The 14,504-nt window shown below is 31.0% G+C and carries 16 protein-coding genes; 3 read left to right on the forward strand and 13 right to left on the reverse strand.

Going from position 1 to position 14,504, the window contains the following annotated elements; all coding sequences use genetic code 11:
• Positions 1-151: 151 nt before the first annotated feature.
• Genes IJ258_RS10600 through IJ258_RS10615 form a run of 4 tightly spaced genes read right to left on the reverse strand, consistent with a single transcriptional unit; the run spans position 152 to position 4,667 of the window.
• A complete protein-coding gene (locus IJ258_RS10600) occupies positions 152-1,933 on the reverse strand; it encodes a DNA-directed DNA polymerase (protein WP_292806696.1) in 1,782 nt (593 codons plus the stop codon).
• Positions 1,934-2,956, reverse strand: a complete 1,023-nt coding sequence (locus tag IJ258_RS10605; RefSeq protein WP_292806698.1) for an AI-2E family transporter — start codon at positions 2,954-2,956, stop codon at positions 1,934-1,936.
• A 15-nt stretch (positions 2,957-2,971) separates the two neighbouring features.
• Positions 2,972-3,769, reverse strand: coding sequence for a dihydroorotate dehydrogenase electron transfer subunit (locus IJ258_RS10610; RefSeq protein WP_292806700.1), 798 nt, complete (start codon positions 3,767-3,769; stop codon positions 2,972-2,974).
• A complete protein-coding gene (locus IJ258_RS10615; protein WP_292806702.1) occupies positions 3,762-4,667 on the reverse strand; it encodes a dihydroorotate dehydrogenase in 906 nt (301 codons plus the stop codon). Before IJ258_RS10615 ends, IJ258_RS10610 begins: the two co-directional genes overlap by 8 nt.
• Positions 4,668-4,917: 250 nt before the next feature.
• Here IJ258_RS10615 and pgsA point away from each other — a divergent pair, with 250 nt between their 5' ends.
• The gene (pgsA, locus tag IJ258_RS10620) at positions 4,918-5,553 is read left to right on the forward strand and encodes a CDP-diacylglycerol--glycerol-3-phosphate 3-phosphatidyltransferase (RefSeq protein ID WP_292806704.1); all 636 of its coding nucleotides are present in this window, start codon (positions 4,918-4,920) and stop codon (positions 5,551-5,553) included.
• A 3-nt stretch (positions 5,554-5,556) separates the two neighbouring features.
• Here pgsA and IJ258_RS10625 read toward each other — a convergent pair whose 3' ends face one another.
• Both IJ258_RS10625 and IJ258_RS10630 read right to left on the reverse strand, forming a co-directional pair.
• Positions 5,557-6,219 (reverse strand): PHP domain-containing protein, encoded by a 663-nt coding sequence (locus tag IJ258_RS10625; RefSeq protein WP_292806706.1) that lies wholly within the window; start codon positions 6,217-6,219, stop codon positions 5,557-5,559.
• A gap of 16 nt (positions 6,220-6,235) precedes the next feature.
• Positions 6,236-6,769 carry a glycosyl transferase gene (locus IJ258_RS10630; protein ID WP_292806708.1) on the reverse strand — a complete coding sequence of 178 codons (534 nt, stop codon included), beginning with the start codon at positions 6,767-6,769 and terminating at the stop codon, positions 6,236-6,238.
• 74 nt (positions 6,770-6,843) lie between these two features.
• Here IJ258_RS10630 and IJ258_RS10635 point away from each other — a divergent pair, with 74 nt between their 5' ends.
• Together IJ258_RS10635 and IJ258_RS10640 are read left to right on the forward strand one after the other, a co-directional pair.
• Positions 6,844-7,995 (forward strand): NOP5/NOP56 family protein, encoded by a 1,152-nt coding sequence (locus IJ258_RS10635; protein WP_292806709.1) that lies wholly within the window; start codon positions 6,844-6,846, stop codon positions 7,993-7,995.
• A gap of 3 nt (positions 7,996-7,998) precedes the next feature.
• A complete protein-coding gene (locus IJ258_RS10640) occupies positions 7,999-8,640 on the forward strand; it encodes a fibrillarin-like rRNA/tRNA 2'-O-methyltransferase (protein ID WP_292806711.1) in 642 nt (213 codons plus the stop codon).
• Between the two features lie 641 nt (positions 8,641-9,281).
• Here IJ258_RS10640 and IJ258_RS10645 read toward each other — a convergent pair.
• The 7 genes from IJ258_RS10645 to IJ258_RS10675 form a co-directional block, all read right to left on the reverse strand.
• On the reverse strand, positions 9,282-9,905 hold the full coding sequence (locus IJ258_RS10645; protein ID WP_366514582.1) for a phosphopantothenoylcysteine decarboxylase: 624 nt from the start codon (positions 9,903-9,905) through the stop codon (positions 9,282-9,284).
• Between the two features lie 25 nt (positions 9,906-9,930).
• A complete protein-coding gene (locus tag IJ258_RS10650) occupies positions 9,931-10,443 on the reverse strand; it encodes a flavoprotein (protein WP_292806713.1) in 513 nt (170 codons plus the stop codon).
• A gap of 9 nt (positions 10,444-10,452) precedes the next feature.
• Positions 10,453-10,995, reverse strand: coding sequence for a PsbP-related protein (locus tag IJ258_RS10655; protein WP_292806715.1), 543 nt, complete (start codon positions 10,993-10,995; stop codon positions 10,453-10,455).
• Between the two features lie 21 nt (positions 10,996-11,016).
• Positions 11,017-11,817, reverse strand: a complete 801-nt coding sequence (locus tag IJ258_RS10660) for an endoglucanase (protein ID WP_292806716.1) — start codon at positions 11,815-11,817, stop codon at positions 11,017-11,019.
• A 61-nt stretch (positions 11,818-11,878) separates the two neighbouring features.
• Complete coding sequence (pheA, locus tag IJ258_RS10665; protein ID WP_394355659.1) at positions 11,879-12,676, reverse strand: prephenate dehydratase; 798 nt, start codon at positions 12,674-12,676, stop codon at positions 11,879-11,881.
• Between the two features lie 43 nt (positions 12,677-12,719).
• The gene (locus tag IJ258_RS10670) at positions 12,720-13,520 is read right to left on the reverse strand and encodes a CBS domain-containing protein (protein WP_292806717.1); all 801 of its coding nucleotides are present in this window, start codon (positions 13,518-13,520) and stop codon (positions 12,720-12,722) included.
• Between the two features lie 22 nt (positions 13,521-13,542).
• Positions 13,543-14,478: a CBS domain-containing protein gene (locus tag IJ258_RS10675; RefSeq protein ID WP_292806719.1), complete on the reverse strand. Its 936-nt coding sequence runs from the start codon at positions 14,476-14,478 to the stop codon at positions 13,543-13,545.
• Positions 14,479-14,504 lie beyond the last annotated feature (26 nt).

Here is a 14,504-nt window from a genome sequence, read left to right on the forward strand (position 1 = left end):
AAATAAAACATCATTATCTAAAATCAAAAGAATTTTTACATGAATTAACTATAAATACTTACTTTGAATCGATTTTAGATACAAAAGTATATGACAAATGGTTTGAAACATATATACCAAAAGTTTGGTAATTAACTATAAAAAAAATTAATTATTTTTCATATTTCGCATAAAAACCATCAGTATCCGCATAAATTGCGTAAAACCCATATTCTTCTGCTTTTTTTATTGATGATTTAATATACTGCCTTCCCCAGGAAGTAATCGCCTTTGCACAATCAAATGAATACCATCTGAAACGTGGAAAACCATAAATTCCATACATTGTATTTGCCAATCTTTTAATAGCTTGCTGTTGTACATCCAAAGCTATTTTTTGCTGAGGATCATTTGAGGCTTTCATTTCACGTTTGATTCTAAATCTCTCCTGCAGAATCTTATCAATAACAGATGGAATAAAACCCTGCGGTGATTTTTTAAACTTGACGCCGTGTTCAGGAGAAATATTATAATCCTCCTCGTTTTCAACTTCCCCTAATGTCATAACATCAGGAGATATGTTTTTAGATATAATTATACTAGGATACAGGCTTCTGAAATCGAACTGCACAAGATTTTCATGAAGGCCCTTTTCAGGTTCCCTTACATACCCACCTTCATTATCCTCAGCAGATGCACGGTCTGCAAAGTTGGAACCCTGTTTGTTCGGCACTACTTCTTCATCAAAATAAGCTTGTTTTACTAAAAACCATTCGGCCTGCTGGCCTGTTGCCATACGGGATACATCAAATAATGGTTGACCTATAATACGAGTAAGTTCCAAATTAAGAGGCAAAGTCTGCTCTGCAATTTTTAAAGTGGAAACTACATCATCAAGTGAATAATCAAATAAATTATCCAGTTCTTCACCTTCATTGTCCCAGAACTCCCATATGCGGTCTCCCGGAACGTCAATTTTTTCTTCACCGAATAATTCATAATAAACCCGTTCCAACGTGTATCTGTCAAGAGTCATGTATCTTCTCATAACAAGATACAAATCAACATGAATCAATCCTTTAAATGAAGCTGCATTGGCATAACCTCTTCTGATAAATTTCACTTCAGATCCGTCCATTCCAATATCCAAATCTACATCCAATATTTTGGCCCGGTCTTTTAGATAAGGGAAATCAAAATTATCTGAGTTATATCCGACAATAATGTCCACATTATTATCTTTGATAATTTTTACAAACTCTTCAATCATTTCCTTTTCACTGGATACCTGATTTACAAAATCATCCTTGTCTTTAGAATTTGTTTTTGTTGAAATTACCTGATTTATACCAAAATTGCTTGAAACTCCAATCATGATTATTTCATCTTCTGCAGAATCAGGCATTCCATGAGGATTTCTGACTTCTAAATCGAAACTCAATATTCTGAAATTTTGAGGATATTCCTTAACACGTTTAAGAGGTTCTGTTAATTTGATTATTTCAACATCAAGCTTTGCAGAATCCAAATCTAGAAATGTATCAAGTTCATCTCCAGTGGCAATGACTTCAGTCATTGGAATAATGTCCCTATCCATCAGATATCTTCTGTAAAATGGAATATCAAATTCCCTAATTTGAATTACATGTTCCAAATCCCTTAAAGCATCCCTATTTTTAGCCAATACCTGAGGATGAATGAATGTAACCTTTATAAATTCAGATTCTATTTGGAAATCCTTTTTGATAACTTTTTCAACTTTAACTACATCAATATTCTCTTTAATTTCAGATATGCACTCTTCAATATTATCAGATACCACATACAAGTATGGTTCAAAAGTATCATCAATTAAAATTATGTTTTTATCGCCTTCTTTTGAAAATAATCTTATTACTGGCTTATTTTCATAAGTTACATAATCTATATCCAGAATTACAACATTTCTCTGCATCTATTCATCTCCCATGAGAAATTCTTTTCTGTAATTATCTAAAACTGCATAGGTGATTCCTAAAATTAAAGGTCCCACTATAAATCCCACAATTCCATAAACAAGAGGCCCTGATAAAAAACCTATAAGTAATATTAACGGATGAATATCAGCATAATGGCTTGATAGGGCAGGTCTTATATACATATCCACAGTACTTAAGAAAAATCCGAATAGTAGAACTATTATTGCCCTCGGATAATTTCCAGAGAGGACGTCTATGAAAAATAATGCCCAATAAATTGGCCATGGTCCGAATACTGGAATTAACTGTAAAATTCCTGTTATTACACCTAAAAATATTCCGTAAGGATAACCCAATAATGAATACCCAATCGCACCAAATATTCCTATAATCAGTGAGGTTAGGAAGTGTCCATAAAATATGCTTCTTAAAACATCTTTTATTGATACAATTGTCTTTTCAAAAAATTCCTTAGAATCATCAGGAACAAATGATTTGATAAAATTTAAACAGTCATCCCCATCACGGGCAAAGTAAAACACTGAACAAACAAGTATAAACAAATCTAAAGTAATATTCACCAAGCTACTTACAAATTTTACAAGATAATTTAAGATATAACTGCCTATTTCCTGAATTGATGAGTTTATTGATGTGGATATTGAACTGCTATCAAATTCACCGGGAAGATAAGTAGTTAACATTGAAATTGAGTTTCCAACATCTGTGTATGAATTAGAAGCTAAAATTCCTGAAACCAAACCTGTAAGCTCAAATATAATATATCCAATCAACAATATCAAGGGTATTAAAATAATCACCATTGCAATTAAAATTGAAAGGGATTTGAATTTTAATTTTGATTGAATTTTAAAGGCTACTGGTCTTACTCCATAAGCTAAAATAGCTCCCAAGATAACCATACTTAGAACCGGAAAAACAAACATCAAAGAAACTATCAATAAAAATATTATCATAAGTATTGGCGGAGTCAAGTATTCTTTAATGTTAATTTCCATATTATCAATTCCTCATTAATATTTTACACCGGAAGCATCTTTTCTGTATTTTGCAAATTCAGTAATCTTATAAATTTTATTTTCTTCAAAAACAGGCCCTTCAACACAGATTCTCCAACCTTCACTATCAACACAACACTGACCACACACACCTAGTGCGCATTTCATATATCTTTCAAGAGAATATTGGCCAAGTATGTTAGAAGCTTCAAGTATATCAAATATTCCTTTCATCATTATCTCAGGACCGCAGACAAATGCATAATCATAAGTCACATCTTCAAGTAAATGCTCGAGACAATTTGTTGCGAAACCTTCAAATCCGAAACTTCCATCATCAGTACATGGATGAACATTGACACCAAGATTTTCCAATGAATCAATGAATAATAATTCATCTTTAGTTTGAGCAGCAGAAATCACATCAACATCATTATTTTTAGCTAAATGAGAGGCGATAGCATTAATAGGAGCCATTCCTACTCCACCACCAATAGCGATGATTCTTTTACCTTCAAAGGAGGCGTCAAAGCCATTTCCATAACTTCCCCTGACACCAATGACATCCCCCACTTCAAGATCATGTAACTGTGAAGTGAATTTTCCGATGTTTTTTACAGTAATGGCCAATTCATTGTCATTAATTTGTGAAATTGACATTGGCTTTTCATCATTAAAATTCCAAATCATTAAAAATTCACCAGGATTCGGTTTGCCCAATGTTTCAAAATCCCAATCAAATTTAAAAGTCTTAATTGTAGGAGTTTCCACAGCAATTTCTTTAATTTCAACAATTTTTGGTTCCCTAATCATGTGCAATACCCACCATTTCATCAATAGAAGAATAACCTTTTTTTGACATGAATCTTTCTAAATCCTGATTGATTTTGCCAAACACTTCAACGCCCTCATCCATTATTGCAGTACCAATTTGAACTGCACGAGCGCCAGCAAATATAAACTCCACAACATCCTCAAAAGTATATATTCCACCAACACCAATCAAGGGAATCTCTACAGATTCGTATACTGAATAGACATTACTGATTGCAATCGGTTTAATGGCCTTACCACTCATTCCACCAAACTTATTTGCCAATACCGGCTTTGCAACATCAATGTTAATCTTCATACCTGGTCCTACAGTATTAATTAATGATAAAGCATCGGCTCCCGCATCTTCACAGGTCTTTGCAATTTCGGTAATATCAGTTACATTAGGAGTTAATTTAGCAATAATTGGTACATTCGCCTCATCAGCAGCTGCTGAAACAATAGTATGGGACAAATCACAACTTTGACCTATGGATGCACCATATCCATCCATTGCATGAGGGCATGAAATATTTAACTCAATCATGTCAACAATCCCCTGAACTTCGTTAACCAACTGCGAAAATTCATCAGGTGTTGCACCATAAATTGAAGCGATTAAAACATTATCTTCACGGTCAATTTTCTTTAATTCTTCTTTAAAATTCTCAACACCAGGATTTGACAATCCAATTGCATTGATAATTCCTCCATCAACTCCAACAGTTGTAGGGTTAACATAACCTGGATGAGGATTTAGGGAAAAAGATTTAGATACAACTCCTCCTGCACCAGATTTTAAAATCCAATTCATTGATGAAGCACTGCTTCCCATTATTCCGGCAGCCAACATCAATGGATTTTGAAATTCCACTCCGCAAACATTTGTTTTTAACATAATATCACAAAAAATATCTAATACTTACAAATTTTAAAATAATCTATAATTTAAATTTTAAACTTAGTCATTAATTAAAATTATGGAAAAAAAACAATCAAATAGTAATAATCTAAAAATGTTTATTAAGATATAAAAATATATTAAAATATGAAAATAATTTTAAGTAAAATGTGAAAATGCATTAAGCTTTACATAATTTAGACAGGAAAAACTATCATTATAAATTTATTAAACAAGGAGGAACATCTTGGCAAAAAATGATAAGAAAAAGGGAATGAATCTGCCCAATAAACTTACAATTCTTAGACTAGTCATTTCTGCAGTCGTATTGGTAATTTTATGCATACCTTGGAGCTCATTAGGAATTGAATGGCCTATTTATTCAGTGAAAACTCTCTCCTTAGATTTCAATTTAGAATACATAGTGGTAGGCATTTTATTTGCTATTGGATCTCTTACTGATGTTTTAGACGGATATCTTGCTAGAAAATACAATTCAGTGACTGATTTCGGTAAAGTTATGGATGCAATTGCCGATAAAGTGTTGGTTAATGGAGTGTTAATAATATTAGCAAGCTCCAATTTCATTCCAGTAATAGTGCCAGTGATTGTTATTTCAAGAGACATTGCAGTGGATTCTTTAAAAATGGTTGTTGGAAAAACAGAAGGTGCAGTTCAAGCATCATGGCATGGAAAAATCAAAACTGTTTGCATGATGATTGGAATAATACTGTTATTTATCATTGGAATTCCTTTATCATCCTTTGAAAATAGCCTTTATAGGATAGACCTGTTATTCATTTATGTTGCCACAATACTTAGTATTATCTCAGGATACATATACTTCGATTCATATAAAGATTACATCTTCTCAGACATATAACGATTATTTAACTTGAGGATATTGTTTTAAAACTTTTTTAACATAATATTCCTTAGCTACTAAAATATTGCTTGTTGCATGACCCATAGATTTACATTGTCTCTTTTTAATTGCTTTTAATATACCGTCGACTGAATCGTCTCCCCCAGTATCGACTTCTGTATATGCATCACCAATGGATTCGATGAAATGAGAATCACTAGCTCCCAAAGTGGCAAGATTTCTTTTTTTGGCTAATTTCTTACCCTGATTATTTGAATATCCAACAAAATATCTTGCATTTTTAGTTTCTACACCCTCGATATCCAAGCCAGTATTCTCCTTACAGAACAATCCTTTACGATAATATGAAAAAGGATGAGGCACAATAGCCAATCCTCCTGCATCATGAATTAAATCCACTGTTTCAGCTGCAGACAAACCTTTAGGAATGATTTCATCAACACCCAACCCAAGTATATGTCCTTTTTCGGAAGATATTTCAATTGACGGCACAACAATTATGTCTTCTGCAAGACTTCTTGTTACCCTTGAGCCTTTTATCTCATCATGGTCACTTATAGCAATTGCATCCAAACCTATTCTTTTAGCTTGTTTGAGAATATCTTTAGGGTATGAACGCGCATCTGGAGAATAAACACTGTGGATATGGGGATCAAATTTCATATTATCACATTCCTAATTATTTTGAAAATTTATCAATGATTTCCTGATATTTTTCATTTTGTAATTTTAAACTTAAAACATTTGTCTTATTGGATTTAACAATTTCATCATTAGCTTTAGTTAGTTTTTCAATAATTTCATCCTGTTTTTCGATAATTAAATCTTTTTGAGAGAGTAAATCATCATAGCTTCTAGAGATTTTTCTAATTTGTATTTCCAACTCTTCTGAATTAGATTTGACCTGGGTTTTATAATCATCGATTAAAGACCTGAGATATCTTACCTGATCATGCTTGTCCTCGATGATTTTATCTTTTTCAATCAATTTTTCTTGTAAATCATCAAGTTCCTTAATTCTTGCCTTGTCATAATCTATTTTTGTATCCAATTTATCCTCCAAATTCTTTTTTTCATATTTTAACTTAGTGGAGTATAATTTTAACTTGTTAATTTCTTCGTTTTTTGCATCCAACTCCATTGACATTTCGTCAATTTCAGCATTTTTTAATTCAATTTCATTTTTTAAATCTCTGAAACTTTGCTTTGACATAAATATAACCTATTAAAATAATTTAGTTTAGAATATAATAAATCTTATTAAAAATAAAATGAATAATTTATTTTATGGAATGCTATATTACTTATTGTGTTAAGGGATTTTTTGCTTTTAATGGTGAAAATGAATTAATATCTGAAAGATTATTTCCTGAAAATGAAATTATCGATCGGTTAATAGAAATAGATGATAAAAAGATAGTCAAAGAAGAAATAGAACTTATCGGTGAATTATCAAAAGATTATGATGAAATAATCATTGAATCAAACAAAAGGTTGTCAGATTATAACAATGATAAAATTACCATCAAAACTCCAAATCAAGCTGGAGAATTCTTAAGAACAAATTATGACAAGTTTGATTTGGACAGTGATGAATTGAATAATATTTATCAAAATTTTGCAATTTATAAAATTAAAAAAGAATCTGCAAGCGAAGATAAACACCTGATTCAGGCTGTAAATTCAATCGATGAAATTGATGAAACCATTTCAAAGTTAATTGAAAGAATACGTGAATGGTATGCATTATACTTCCCTGAAATGGACGTCATTAAAAACAATGAAACCTATATACGATTAATTTCTCAAAACAAAACAAAACAAGAAATTCTTAAAGCAAAACCTGAAGCATTCCCTAAAGACATAATCGATTTGGAAGAAGACATTAATCCAATTGATTTAGAAATAATGAACAACTATGCAAAATCCATTTTTGAACTTCAAAAATCAAGAAAAAACATTGAAGAATATATTGATCAGAAAATGGAAAGTATCGCGCCTAATCTCAGATTGCTTGTCGGTTCAACATTAGGTGCAAAGTTAATTTCACACTCCGGAGGAATTAAACGTCTTGCAATGTATCCTTCAAGCACTGTTCAAATCATGGGTGCTGAAAAGGCATTGTTTAGACATTTGAAAAGTGGAGACCGTCCCCCAAAATATGGTTTAATCTACCAACACCCCCAAGTTCGCGGAGCAAAATGGTGGAATAGAGGTAAAATTGCAAGAATGCTTGCAGGAAAAATATCTTTAGCAGTAAGACGCGATGTTTTTACAAAAACCATTGATGAAAATGTTGCAGAAGAATTTAAACAAAAAGTTGAAGAAATAGAAAAAAATAATCCTTTTCCAACTAAAACAACTAAAAAAAGAAAAGAAGAAAAGTCAAAATCAAAAAATAAAAAGAGAAAAGGTAAAAAGAAAAGGAAAAGGAGATAAAGCATGAAAGTTTATTTTAAAGATGGGAATGTAGCAACACGAAATTTAATCCCCGGAACATCTGTATATGGTGAAGAATTAATTCAAGAAAATGAGGAATACAGAATTTGGAACCCTAGACGTTCCAAATTAGCAGCAGCGCTTTTAAATGGATTGAAAAATTTAGAGCTTACAGACACTTCAAAAGTCCTATACCTTGGTGCTTCAACTGGAACTACCGTATCACATATTTCAGATATAGTAATCAATGGAAGAATTTATGCCATTGAATTTTCACCTACTACCGCAAAGAAATTAGTTCAACTTTCACGTCAAAGACATAATATTGCTCCGATTTTAGGTGATGCAACCAAACCCAAATCATATCTGAACATAGTCGGAAAAACAGACTTGGTGTATTGCGATGTTGCCCAACCAACACAAACAGAATTGTTCATAAGAAATATGAATTTATTTTCAAATGATAATGGTGTTGGTCTTTTAATGATTAAAGCCAGAAGTATTGATGTTGTTCAAAAGCCTAAAAAAGTTTTCAAAGAACAAGAGAAGAAATTGAAGGAAAAAGGTTTTAAGATTATTGAAAAAGTAAAACTGGAACCTTACGAAAAAGACCATATTGCATTATTAGTTGAGAAAAATTTTTAAAAAAAAATAGATAATATGCATATGATTTTTTGAAAAAAAATAGCTGTGAGAATTATAAAAAATTACTACAAAAAACACAAAAAAGTATTACTTAGATAGATATTTATACTATGAAATTAAAAATAATAAATGCTAATGCAAATAAAATAAAAGTTCATTGAAATGTCCTTTAGGTTAATTCACTCTATTAATCACTCCATTTAACTGACACCTAAAGGCATGAACTTATTTTTGTAAAATACTTATTTTTAAATGACTTTTTTTAAAAGATTGATTTAGTGTTTTTAATCAAAAAAGTATTACTCAATTAAGCCCATATTTTGCTATAAATTCAAACAAACTACTCCCAAATAAAATCATTTAAACTTATTCAAGATAATTAATTTTTCATATTTTTTGAAATTACAATCAAAAATTAAAATTGATTTAGAGAAAATATAAGCAAATGAAACATTACACACAATTTTTCAAAAATAATCAAATCAAAAAAATCCTCCGAAAATTAAGTAACAAAATATTAATTTAATGGATAATTAAATCAATAGTTTTATTAAAAAACTACCAAATACACGTATAAACTATCAAAATATTTGATTTAAAAAAGTAAACTAATAAGTTAATAATAAGACATATAGATGAACTTATATCTTTTTGGAAATAACATCAAAAATGCTTTTTGCAATATCATTTTTTGATGCTAAAGGTATTGTTAAAACATCATTATCCACAATCAATACCTCATTATTATCAGATCCAAACTGACAATTATCTTTTGAAATATCATTAGCAACAACCAAGTCAGTTCCTGCATCTTCAATTTGTTTACGAGCACAGTGAATAATTTCCTCCCTTGAAATATTAAATTCAGCTTTAAACCCAACAAGAAAAATATCTGGATTAATCTTTTTAATTTGACGTATGATTTTAGTTGTAGGCTTTAGATTTAAAAATAATGAACTAGATGAATCAATCTTTTTATCAGATTTTTGTCTGAATTCAAAATCAGATACTGCAGCTGCAGAAATGAAAATATCATAAAAAGGGATTAACTTCAAGACTTCTTCATTCATTTCACTACTGGTTTCAACCCTAATAACATCATCAAAAACAGCAGGAATTTCTACACTGACATTAGCAACAATTAATGTCAAATCTGCTCCACGAATATATGCTTCACGGGCAAGAGCCAAACCCATTTTTCCAGAGGATTTATTAGTAATTCCCCTAACAGAATCAATAGGTTCATATGTTCCGCCAAAACTAATTAAAATTTTTTTACCTTTAATAATATCAATCCTTTTTATGTAAATTAATAGTTCTTAAAGATTCGAGAACAATATCCTCTTTAGATGGAAATTTAGCTTTTCCTTCATCCATCCTAGGTTTAATGAAATATGCAGATCCCTCTTGCTTGATTTTATCAATATTTTCTTTAATTGCATGATACATTGAATCATGCATTGAAGGTACAAAAATAATTGGAGTGTTATGACCTTGAGCAGTTATTAAAAGAGTTGAAATAGGATTATCTGCAATTTTATGAGCAAATTTGGAAATAGTATTTGCAGTAGCCGGCGCAACAAGAATCAGATCTTCTTGTGAATATTTCACATGTTCAATTTTTCCAGTTAACTTTGTAACCACTTCCTGACCTGTTGCAAATTCCATAGCATTAGGATGAATAATTTCACAAGCAGAATCACTCATGAAACATTTCACTTCAACATCATTCCTTCTAAGCTCACGAGCCAATTTGATTGATTCAGTAGCAGCAATACTGCCAGTTACACATAAAATTATCATTAAAACACCTTAAGTTATTTGTATGTCAGACAAGATATAATCAAATACATATAGATTAGATTCAAATTGATCTAATGGTGCACTGTATAATAAAACATAAGCCTGACCACCTTTTTCAAACCAAACCGCCTTATGTTCTCTTTCTATACCATTATTATTAGAAGTATAAACATATTCTAAAGCTTGTCTGTCACCGATAACAGAATTACCTGAAGAAACTAAATTAAATGATGAATCATACTCCATAGACTTATAAGTAGTATTTACAAATGAATTAAATTCTCCTTCAATTGGTTTTTTCTCAAAATTAATGTTGACCTGCCCAATTCCCGCTGAATCAATTGAATCCAATTTAGAAATGGACATGATAGAATAATTTGAAGTAGCTTGTGAATAACCCCAATTTGATGGATAATTAATTGTTAATCCACCTTTTGATAATGTTTGAACAGTAGTGTCGTCATTAGTCTTAGTATCTGCACTAACACTTGAAATTAAAAATACAATAAGAATAATTGCAATTAAACTACCAATTAAAAGCTTATTTTTCATAAAATCACCTTCACATCAAAATTATTCACTTTCACTGCCCCCACTATCAGATCCTCCTTCACTGGAAGAACCTGAATCGGAAGATCCTCCACTATCCCCAGATTGTGATGAACCACCATCACTGGAAGAACCTGAGCTAGGAGAACTTGAACTTGATGAACTGGAACTTGAACTTGAACTGGAACTATAACTAGAACTTGAACTTGATGAACTTGACGGAGTATCAGTTGTGGTTTCTGTTGTAGTTTGAGTAGTTGTTTCAACCTCATCACTATCATCATTATCCGTCGTATCTTCAACCTGAGTGTTATTTGAGGTGTCTGTAACGTTTGTAGTGGTTGTATTTACCACAGCAACAATTTCAGGGAATGCTGTATCTTCAACTGTAGCAACTACTTCACTACTGGCAACAGTTTCAGTATCCAAATTAAAAATACCATAAGCCACACCTGCTGTAAACGCTATAATTAAAACCAATACTGCAATTAGCTTAAAAGTACCGCCATTCATTGATGATTTTTTCTTTTTATTATATGCCGCATCATCTTTTTTAGGATTTATAATGTATTTTTGAACTAAATCTTGTTGTTCTCTTTTCTTATTCATGGCAGGATTATTACTTCTTTTTTTAGTCTTTGGAGAAGTTGATTTACCTTGCATAGACCTTATACGTCTAGTTGCTTCCATTGCATCAATAGAATTTAATTTATCTTCATATTTAGAACGAAAATACCTATATTTTCCAGTAGAAATTTTACCAGATTTATAATCAGCTTCCAAACTGTTCATTACCTGAAGAAGTTTATCTCTTTCATCTGTCATTCCTACCCTCCCTGAAATTATTATAATGTAAATTATATATAAACATCAATTTAAATGTTACCTAATATTCAGGATAAGAACCTAAAACTTTTAAAAAATAAGTATTTTCGTCAATTTCACTTATAATATTTTGAATTATTTCATCATCCTTATGACCATTAAAGTCAACAAAAAACAAATATTTGCCCAAACCTCTTCTAGATGGTCTAGATTCAATTTTAGTTAAGTTAATGTTATTTTTTTGGAAAATACCTAAAATATTATATAATCCTCCTGGTCGGTCTTCATATATTGAAAAAATTATAGAAGTTTTGTCATTACCAGTGATTTTATGATCATCTTTAGATAAAACAACGAATCTAGTCGCATTATTATCAGTATCTTGAATATTGGCTTCAAGAATTTCCAAATCATATAATTCAACAGTTTTGGCATTTCCAATAGCTGCTTTAGATTTATCTCCAACAATACTTTTAGCAGCGTTCGCAGTACTGACCGCATAGTGAGGTTGAAGATTATTTTTATGAATAAATTCCCTACATTGAGCTATTGCCTGTTCATGAGAATAAACATCCTCAATATCTTCCATTTTACAACCAGGATTAACAATAAAATTTTGATTTATAGGAATAATTATCTCTTTAAATATTTTTAAATCAAATTTATGAGCTAAAGAATCTAAAGTTATTCCAACAGGCCCTTCAATTGAATTTTCTATAGGAACAACACCAAAATCAGTTTCATCATTTGCAACACTTTCCATTACCGCAGGGATTGTGCAATATGGAATTAACTCATCCCCAAGTATATTGGCCGCTTGATGAGTGAAAGTACCTTTAGGACCTAGAAATGATATCAAAGTAATACTTAGACCCCCTTAAAAAAAAATAAAAAAAAGATATTTAAGATTCTAATTTTTCAATTAGTCTTAAAATATCAGTTTGTGTTATTATACCAACGACTTTTTCATCGTCAACGACAGGCAAACCATTAAATCCTGTTTCCATCATGATTTTTGATACTTCAGAAATAGTAGTATCTTTTGAAGTGAAAGTTGGATTAAAAGACATGATATCTTCAACTAGCACTTCTTTAATTTGAGATTTCTGATATTTTTCAGGAACTTTTTTCCTGAAGTCAATGAATGCTCTCATCAAATCTTTAGAAGTGACCATACCCACCAATTTTTCATCTTCTACAACAGGCAATCTGCCTACATGAGATTCTTTCATTAGTCTTCTAGCATGAACAAGCCTTTCAGTTGGTGAAACTACTGTTAAATCTTTGGACATGATTTCTTTAACAGTAATCTTATCAAAAGCAATTCCTATAGCAAGAGTGACAAAGTCTGCTTTAGAAACTATTCCGACCATTTTATCTTCATCCATAACCGGAACAGAACCTATGCCATTTTCTAACATTAATTTTGCCACTTCATCCAATTGCATTGTTTGAGGAACTGTAAATACATCTTTAACCATTACAGATGAAATATGAAGTCTTGATGCAGGCATGCTTTCATATTTTGAAGAACCAAGTTTATCGGCAATGTCTCTTTCAGAAATAATACCGACTAATTGTTTATTGTTGGTTACAGGCAAACGTGAAACATTATGTTTACGTAATAATTTCAAAGCATCAGAAAGATTTTGATCTTTGTCTATGGTAATAATATCCTCAGACATCAAATTCTTAATTTGCATATTATCATCTCCTAATATATGTTTAATATCTTTTAACAGCGTTTAAAATATCTCTTTCAGTAATAATACCAATTACTTCATCATCTTTAACAACAGGAACTCCACCTATATTTTTTTCAGCAAAGAGTTCGCACAATTCTCCAATTCCCATAGTTGGCTCAACAGTTACTGGATCTTTAGCCATTATTTCAGAAATTTGAGTTGCTAATACATCAGTTGCTAAATTAGAGTTCAAGTTATCAAATAATTCTTTAGCATTTAAGAATCTGATTACATCAGTAGAAGTTAAAATACCTAATAATTTTTTAGCTGCTTTGGATATGTCCGCTTCACCACCAATAATTGGAATTCTTCTCAAACCATTTCTTACCATGATTTTACATGCACCTTCCAATGGTGTTCCAGGAGTAGTATTAAACACTTTTGTACTCATATAATCTTGGACAATATCTTTACCTGCAACACCTGCTAAAGATAAAGCAATATCCCTTTCAGTAACAATACCTGCAAGTTTTTCATTAGCATCTACAATAGGAATAGCCCCTAATTGATTAGATAACATTGCTTCAAGAGTATCTCCAATTGAAGCTTTGTTAGATACTGTAATTAATTCACGAGACATGATTTCTTTTACTGGCTCATTAATAGCTGCTAAGAAATTATCTTCATATTTTTTCTCAATGATATTGAATTTTTTTCCTCCACCAAAGAAATCTAATATATCCATTACAGTTACAATACCTAATAATTTACCAGAACCAGGGTCAGTAATTGGCAATCTTCTAAATTCATGTTCCATCATTACTTTAGCAGTGTCTTTGATACTTTTTGAAGGAGGAATTGAAACTACATCTCTGGTTGCAATAGCCATAATGTCTCCTTCTCTGTCATGAACTTTAGTTTCACGTTCAACTGCACCTGTGTTTGATTTTCTGTTAATAGATGTTTTGTCTTTCATTTTCACACCTCTATTTACAATTGCTA

The sequence above is a fragment of the Methanobrevibacter sp. genome (assembly GCF_017468685.1).
Classification (GTDB): Archaea; Methanobacteriota; Methanobacteria; order Methanobacteriales; family Methanobacteriaceae; genus Methanocatella.

What these genes read in the sequence shown, in the direction of transcription:
- IJ258_RS10630 (WP_292806708.1), bottom strand. Translation starts at nt 6,769, where the DNA reads ATGTCAAAGCAAAGTTTCAGAGATTTAAAAAATGAAATTGAATTAAAA.
- IJ258_RS10650 (WP_292806713.1), bottom strand. Translation starts at nt 10,443, where the DNA reads ATGATAATTTTATGTGTAACTGGCAGTATTGCTGCTACTGAATCAATC.
- IJ258_RS10660 (WP_292806716.1), bottom strand. Translation starts at nt 11,817, where the DNA reads ATGACAGATGAAAGAGATAAACTTCTTCAGGTAATGAACAGTTTGGAA.
- IJ258_RS10670 (WP_292806717.1), bottom strand. Translation starts at nt 13,520, where the DNA reads ATGCAAATTAAGAATTTGATGTCTGAGGATATTATTACCATAGACAAA.
- IJ258_RS10675 (WP_292806719.1), bottom strand. Translation starts at nt 14,478, where the DNA reads ATGAAAGACAAAACATCTATTAACAGAAAATCAAACACAGGTGCAGTT.
- IJ258_RS10635 (WP_292806709.1), top strand. Translation starts at nt 6,844, where the DNA reads ATGGAATGCTATATTACTTATTGTGTTAAGGGATTTTTTGCTTTTAAT.
- IJ258_RS10615 (WP_292806702.1), bottom strand. Translation starts at nt 4,667, where the DNA reads ATGTTAAAAACAAATGTTTGCGGAGTGGAATTTCAAAATCCATTGATG.
- IJ258_RS10640 (WP_292806711.1), top strand. Translation starts at nt 7,999, where the DNA reads ATGAAAGTTTATTTTAAAGATGGGAATGTAGCAACACGAAATTTAATC.
- IJ258_RS10655 (WP_292806715.1), bottom strand. Translation starts at nt 10,995, where the DNA reads ATGAAAAATAAGCTTTTAATTGGTAGTTTAATTGCAATTATTCTTATT.
- IJ258_RS10610 (WP_292806700.1), bottom strand. Translation starts at nt 3,769, where the DNA reads ATGATTAGGGAACCAAAAATTGTTGAAATTAAAGAAATTGCTGTGGAA.
- IJ258_RS10600 (WP_292806696.1), bottom strand. Translation starts at nt 1,933, where the DNA reads ATGCAGAGAAATGTTGTAATTCTGGATATAGATTATGTAACTTATGAA.
- IJ258_RS10625 (WP_292806706.1), bottom strand. Translation starts at nt 6,219, where the DNA reads ATGAAATTTGATCCCCATATCCACAGTGTTTATTCTCCAGATGCGCGT.
- IJ258_RS10605 (WP_292806698.1), bottom strand. Translation starts at nt 2,956, where the DNA reads ATGGAAATTAACATTAAAGAATACTTGACTCCGCCAATACTTATGATA.